The 6,302-nt window shown below is 66.8% G+C and carries 8 protein-coding genes and 1 pseudogene; 8 read left to right on the top strand and 1 reads right to left on the bottom strand.

Features of this window, described 5'->3' with window-relative positions; all coding sequences use genetic code 11:
* Positions 1 to 230: pseudogene (locus G3N99_RS32290) on the bottom strand (flagellar biosynthesis protein FlgA); the annotation flags it as partial.
* Positions 231 to 434: 204 nt separating this feature from the next.
* On the opposite strand from G3N99_RS32290, the gene G3N99_RS32285 reads away from it, so the two are divergent.
* The 8 genes from G3N99_RS32285 to G3N99_RS32250 all read left to right on the top strand — a co-directional run.
* Positions 435 to 923: a flagellar basal body rod protein FlgB gene (locus G3N99_RS32285; protein ID WP_174947402.1), complete on the top strand. Its 489-nt coding sequence runs from the start codon at positions 435 to 437 to the stop codon at positions 921 to 923.
* Positions 924 to 963: 40 nt separating this feature from the next.
* On the top strand, positions 964 to 1,389 hold the full coding sequence (gene flgC / locus G3N99_RS32280; protein ID WP_011353470.1) for a flagellar basal body rod protein FlgC: 426 nt from the start codon (positions 964 to 966) through the stop codon (positions 1,387 to 1,389).
* 54 nt (positions 1,390 to 1,443) lie between these two features.
* Positions 1,444 to 2,202 (top strand): flagellar hook assembly protein FlgD, encoded by a 759-nt coding sequence (locus tag G3N99_RS32275; protein WP_174937542.1) that lies wholly within the window; start codon positions 1,444 to 1,446, stop codon positions 2,200 to 2,202.
* Positions 2,203 to 2,235: 33 nt separating this feature from the next.
* On the top strand, positions 2,236 to 3,477 hold the full coding sequence (gene flgE / locus G3N99_RS32270; RefSeq protein ID WP_174937544.1) for a flagellar hook protein FlgE: 1,242 nt from the start codon (positions 2,236 to 2,238) through the stop codon (positions 3,475 to 3,477).
* Positions 3,478 to 3,496: 19 nt separating this feature from the next.
* Positions 3,497 to 4,255, top strand: a complete 759-nt coding sequence (gene flgF / locus G3N99_RS32265) for a flagellar basal-body rod protein FlgF (RefSeq protein WP_174937546.1) — start codon at positions 3,497 to 3,499, stop codon at positions 4,253 to 4,255.
* A 34-nt stretch (positions 4,256 to 4,289) separates the two neighbouring features.
* On the top strand, positions 4,290 to 5,078 hold the full coding sequence (gene flgG / locus G3N99_RS32260) for a flagellar basal-body rod protein FlgG (protein WP_174937548.1): 789 nt from the start codon (positions 4,290 to 4,292) through the stop codon (positions 5,076 to 5,078).
* Between the two features lie 20 nt (positions 5,079 to 5,098).
* Positions 5,099 to 5,791 (top strand): flagellar basal body L-ring protein FlgH, encoded by a 693-nt coding sequence (gene flgH / locus G3N99_RS32255; protein ID WP_011353465.1) that lies wholly within the window; start codon positions 5,099 to 5,101, stop codon positions 5,789 to 5,791.
* A gap of 5 nt (positions 5,792 to 5,796) precedes the next feature.
* Positions 5,797 to 6,302: flagellar basal body P-ring protein FlgI (locus G3N99_RS32250; RefSeq protein WP_277396473.1), on the top strand; the 506-nt coding region annotated here is incomplete at its 3' end.

Raw genomic sequence — 6,302 nt, 5'->3', positions numbered from 1 at the left:
GCCACACCCGAACCCGGCGCCATCGCCGCATTCCCGCCGAACTGCCCGCCGCTCGCCGCATTGGCGTGCGCGAGCGCGGTTTCGGCCGTCTCGCCGCGCCCCGGAATCACGATCATCCCGTCGTCCGCGTGCGCGGCCGGGGCGGCGATCCACAGCGCCCCGGCGAGCGCAAACGCACGCCGGACGTGCGTGAGCCGCCCGTTCCTTCCGCGAAGTGCGCTGCCAGTCATCGCCGTATCCCCGATCCGTTGCTCCGCTTCGCATTCTAGGGAGCGGGGCGGTCGCGCAAACGATGAATAGAGGGGGCCTTTGCCGCGTTATTCGCCCGATTGCCGGTTGCGTCCGACGCCTACCATCGCTGTCATGGAAAAAAGCCTCTCGAGTCGCCATCCGGCGCGAGGGGCGTGCAGCGCTTCATACGGAGAGACGCACACATGCTGGACAAACTCGATGCGGAATTCGCGTTCGGCCGACAGGCGCTGGACGTACGCGCCTACCGGCAGGAACTGCTGTCGTCGAACATCGCGAACTCCGACACGCCCGGCTACCAGGCCCGCGACGTCGATTTCGCGTCGACGCTCGCGCGCTCGCTGAAGCAGGCGGGCGGCGGCCTCGCGCCGAGCAACGCCGGGCAACTGCCGATGACGCAGCCGGCCGGCGTGACGAGCGGGATGTCGATGGTGTCGACGGCGGCGGGCCACATGGCCGGCACCGCGAAGCTGATCCCGACGGGCGGCCCGTCGGACGACTACGGCCGTGCGCAATACCGGATGCCGCTGCAGCCGGCGCTCGACGGCAACACGGTCGATCTCGACGTCGAGCGCGTGCAGTTCGCGAACAACGCGCTGCACTACCAGACCGGGATGACCGTGATGACCCAGCAGATCAAGGCGATGATCGCCGCGATCACGACGAACCAGTGACGGCGCGCACCGCCACCGAATCCGAGCAAAAGGAGCTTCCATGCCTTCGTTGATGAACATCTTCGGCGTCGCCGGCTCGGCGCTGTCCGCGCAGTCGCAGCGCCTGAACGTCACCGCGTCGAACCTCGCGAACGCCGACAGCGCGACCGGCCCCGACGGCAAGCCGTACAAGGCCAAGCAGGTCGTGTTCGCGACCGACCCGATCGGCGGCGCGCGCACCGCGTCCGGCCAGGGCGTGGGCGGCGTGCGCGTGACGAAGGTGATGGACGACCCGTCGCCGATGAAGTCGACCTACGACCCGTCGAACCCGGCCGCCGACTCGAACGGCTACGTGCAGATGCCGAACGTCGATCCGGTGCAGGAGATGGTGAACATGATCTCGGCGTCGCGCTCGTACCAGGCCAACGTCGAGACGCTGAACACCGCGAAGACGCTGATGCTCAAGACGCTGACGATCGGCTCGTAAGCCGCGCGTCGACCGACCTTACAGACTCGACAGTTCCGACAGAAGGCTCCCAGGATGACTTCCTCCAACACGACGATCGGCAGCAACGGCACGAACGTGTCGAACCTGCCGACCGACACGATGAACACCAACAACGTGTCGAACACCAACGGCACGTCGGCGAGCGACCTGCAGGCGACGTTCCTGAAGCTGCTCGTCACGCAGCTGCAGAACCAGGACCCGACCAGCCCGGTCGACAGCTCGCAGATGACGTCGCAGCTCGCGCAGATCAACACGGTGAGCGGCATCGCGCAGCTGAACACGTCGCTCACGTCGCTGTCGACACAGCTCACGGCCGGCCAGCAGACGCAGGCCGCGCTGCTGATCGGCACGAACGTGCTCGCGCCGGGCAACGCGGTCGCGGTGAAGAGCGGCGCGGCGTCGCCGTTCGGCGTGTCGCTGTCGAGCGCGGTGTCGAACCTGACGATCACCGTGAAGAACGCGGCGGGCACCGTGGTGAACACGATCAACGCGGGCGCGCAGTCGGCCGGCACCGTGCCGTTCAACTGGACGCCGACCGACGCGGCGGGCAACGCACTGCCGGACGGCAAGTACACCGTCAGCGCGTCGTACACCGACAGCAACGGCACGCCGCAGCCGGCCACGACGCTCGCGGCGTCGACCGTGCAGAGCGTGATCAAGCAGGCGGACGGCACGGCGGGGCTCGTGCTGTCGAACGGCACGACCGTGGGGCTGACCCAGGTTGCATCGATTTTCCCGAACACCACGTCGTCCGCGTCGAATGCGTCCGGCAGCGGCACCACCTCCAACTGATACTGATCGAGCAATCTCGAAACGGAGACCGAAATGGGTTATCAACAGGGTCTGAGCGGCCTCTCGGGTGCATCGAACGCGCTCGACGTGATCGGCAACAACATCGCGAACGCGAACACGGTCGGCTTCAAGTCGAGCACCGCGCAGTTCGCCGACATGTATGCGAACTCGGTCGCGACGTCGACCAACACGCAGATCGGTATCGGCACCGCGCTGAACGCGGTGGAGCAGAACTTCGGCCAGGGCACGATCAACTCGTCGAGCTCGTCGCTCGACGTCGCGATCAACGGCAACGGTTTCTTCCAGATGTCGAACAACGGCGTGACGACGTACTCGCGCGACGGCACGTTCCAGCGCGACAAGAACGGCTACATCGTCGACTCGCAAGGCCGTAACCTGATGGGCTACGCAGCCAACACGGGCGGCGTGATTAACACCGCGCAGACCGTGCCGCTGCAGGCGCCGACGACCAACATCTCGCCGACCGCGACGACCAAGATCTCGGCCCAGTTCAACCTGAACTCGCAGGACACGACGCCGACCAAGACGCCGTTCAGCGCGACCGACAACACGACCTACAACTACTCGACGTCGATCCAGGTGTACGACTCGCTCGGCGGTTCGCAGGCGGTCAACATGTACTTCGTGAAGTCGGCGGCCGGCACGTGGGAAGCGTACGCGGGCGTGCAAGGCGGCGCCACGACGGATCTCGGCACGGTCAACTTCAATTCGTCGGGCACGATCCAGAGCACGACGACGGGCACGCCGCCCACGCCGACCACGTCGGTCGGCCAGTTCCAGTTCACGGTGCCGAACACCGACGGCTCGGCAACGCCGCAGAGCCTCACGCTCGACCTGACCGGCACGACGCAGTACGGCGGCAAGGACGGCGTGAACAACCTCGCGCAGGACGGCTACGCGAGCGGCACGCTGACGACCTACACGATCGGCACCGACGGCAAGCTGACCGGCAACTACTCGAACGGCCAGACCGCCGTGCTCGGCCAGATCGCGCTCGCGAACTTCAACAACCCGAACGGGCTGGTGAACCTCGGCGGCAACCAGTATGCGGAAAGCTCCGCATCGGGCGTGCCGCAGATCTCGGCGCCGGGCAGCACGAACCACGGCACGCTGCAGGGCAGCGCGCTGGAAAACTCGAACGTCGACCTCACGTCGCAGCTCGTCAACCTGATCACCGCGCAGCGCAACTACCAGGCGAACGCGCAGACGATCAAGACGCAGCAGACCGTCGACCAGACGCTCATCAACCTGTAAGCGCGGACACCGAGCAGCCATGGACCGACTGATCTACACGGCGATGACGGGTGCGTCGCAGTCGCTCGACCAGCAGGCGATCGTCGCGAACAACCTCGCGAACGCGTCGACGACGGGCTTTCGCGCGCAACTCGCGACGTATCGCGCGGTGCCGATGAATTTCGGCGACGGCAGCACGAGCGACCCGACGACGACGCGCACCTACGTGCTCGCGTCGACGCCCGGCGCCGACTACGCGCCGGGTCCGATCACGCGCACCGGCAACCCGCTCGACGTCGCCGTGCAGGGCGCGGGCTGGCTGGCGGTGCAGGCGGCCGACGGCAGCGAGGCGTACACGCGCGCCGGCAACCTGCACGTCGACGAGAACGGCCAGCTCGTCAACGCGAGCAACCTGCCGGTGGTCGGCAATGGCGGCCCGATCTCGGTGCCGCCGAACGCGGAAGTGACGATCGGCAAGGACGGCACGATTTCCGCGCTGATGCCGGGCGACCCGCCGACGGCGGTCGCGATCGTCGACCAGATGAAGCTCGTGAATCCCGATCCGGCCACGCTCACGCGCGGCAACGACGGGCTGTTCCGCACCGCCGACGGCAATCCGGCCGATGCCGACCCGAACGTGGTCGTCACGCCGAATTCGCTCGAAGGCAGCAACGTCAACCCGGTGACCGCGATGGTCGCGATGATCGACAACGCGCGCGCGTTCCAGCTTCAGTCGAAGCTGATCCAGACGGCCGACCAGAACGAGCAGTCGGCGAACCAGCTGCTCAATTTCAGCTGAGCGCCCGCGCCAGCCTACGCAGGAGAACTGACAAGTGAACCGTTCGCTCTACATTGCCGCCACCGGCATGAATGCGCAGCAGGCGCAGATGGACGTGATTTCGAACAACCTCGCGAACACCAGCACGAACGGCTTCAAGGCGTCGCGCGCGGTGTTCGAGGATCTGCTGTACCAGACCATCCGTCAGCCGGGCGCGAACTCGACGCAGCAGACGGAACTGCCGTCGGGCCTGCAGCTCGGCACCGGCGTGCAGCAGGTCGCGACCGAGCGCCTGTACACGCAGGGCGGCCTCACGCAGACCGGCAACTCGAAGGACGTCGCGATCAACGGCGCGGGCTTCTTCCAGGTGCTGATGCCGGACGGCACGAACGCCTACACGCGCGACGGCTCGTTCCAGACCAACGCGCAGGGCCAGCTCGTCACGTCGAGCGGCTATCAGGTCCTGCCGGCGATCACGATCCCGCAGAACGCGACTTCGCTGACGATCGGCAAGGACGGCGTCGTGACGATCACGCAGGCGGGCTCGACCAATTCGGTGCAGATCGGCTCGCTGCAGGTCGCGACCTTCATCAACCCGGCCGGTCTCGAAGCGCGCGGCGAGAACCTGTTCTCCGAGACGACGTCGTCGGGTGCGCCGAACGTGTCGCAGCCGGGCCTGAACGGCGCGGGCACGCTCAGCCAGAACTACGTCGAATCGTCGAACGTGAACGTCGTGCAGGAGCTCGTCAACATGATCCAGACGCAGCGTGCCTACGAGATCAACAGCAAGGCCGTGACGACGTCCGACCAGATGCTGCAGACCGTCACGCAGATGAAGAGCTAACCGGAACACCCGTCGTCGCCATGAAGCAGGTTCGCCTCCTCCCGTCAGCCACCGTCCGCGCCGCATGCGCGGTCGCGGTGGCGGCGTTCGCCGCCGGTTGCGCGCAGATTCCGCGCGATCCGATCATCCAGCAGCCGATGACGGCGCAGCCGCCGACGCCGATGTCGATGCAGGCGCCCGGCTCGATCTACAACCCCGGTTACGCGGGGCGGCCGCTCTTCGAGGATCAGCGTCCGCGCAACGTCGGCGACATCCTGACGATCATGATCGCGGAGAACATCAACGCGACCAAGTCGTCGGGTGCGAACACCAACCGGCAGGGCAACACCGACTTCAACGTGCCGACGGCCGGCTTCCTCGGCGGGCTGTTCGCGAAGGCGAACCTGTCGGCGACCGGCAACAACAAGTTCGCGGCGACCGGCGGCGCGAGCGCGGCGAACACGTTCAACGGCACGATCACGGTGACCGTCACCAACGTGCTGCCGAACGGCAACCTCGTGGTCAGCGGCGAGAAGCAGATGCTGATCAACCAGGGCAACGAATTCGTGCGCTTCTCGGGTGTCGTCAACCCGAACACGATCTCGGGCGCGAACTCCGTCTACTCGACGCAGGTGGCCGACGCGAAGATCGAATACTCGGCGAAGGGCTACATCAACGAAGCCGAGACGATGGGCTGGCTGCAGCGCTTCTTCCTCAACATCGCGCCGTGGTGATGACGATGCAGAAGACGCTTCTCGACCGCCTGTCGGCCCGCGCGCATGCCGCCACGCGGCTCGCCGTCGCGTTCATGGCCCTGGCCTGCGTGTTCGGCGCAACGCCCGCGCACGCGGAACGCCTGAAGGATCTCGCGCAGATCCAGGGCGTGCGCGACAACCCGCTGATCGGCTATGGCCTCGTCGTCGGCCTCGACGGCACGGGCGACCAGACGATGCAGACGCCGTTCACGACGCAGACGCTCGCGAACATGCTCGCGAACCTCGGCATCTCGATCAACAACGGTTCGGCCAACGGCGGCGCGTCGCAGCTGAGCAACATGCAGCTGAAGAACGTCGCGGCCGTGATGGTGACCGGCACGCTGCCGCCGTTCGCGCGGCCGGGCGAGGCGCTCGACGTCACCGTGTCGTCGCTCGGCAACGCGAAAAGCCTGCGCGGCGGCACGCTGCTGCTGACGCCGCTGAAAGGCGCGGACGGCCAGGTCTATGCGCTCGCGCAGGGCAACATGGA

Source organism: Burkholderia sp. Ac-20392 (genome assembly GCF_017104585.1).
GTDB lineage: Bacteria > Pseudomonadota > Gammaproteobacteria > Burkholderiales > Burkholderiaceae > Burkholderia > Burkholderia lata.
The sequence above is the reverse complement of the archived record's forward strand: the minus strand, read 5'-3'. Positions and strand labels throughout refer to the sequence as shown.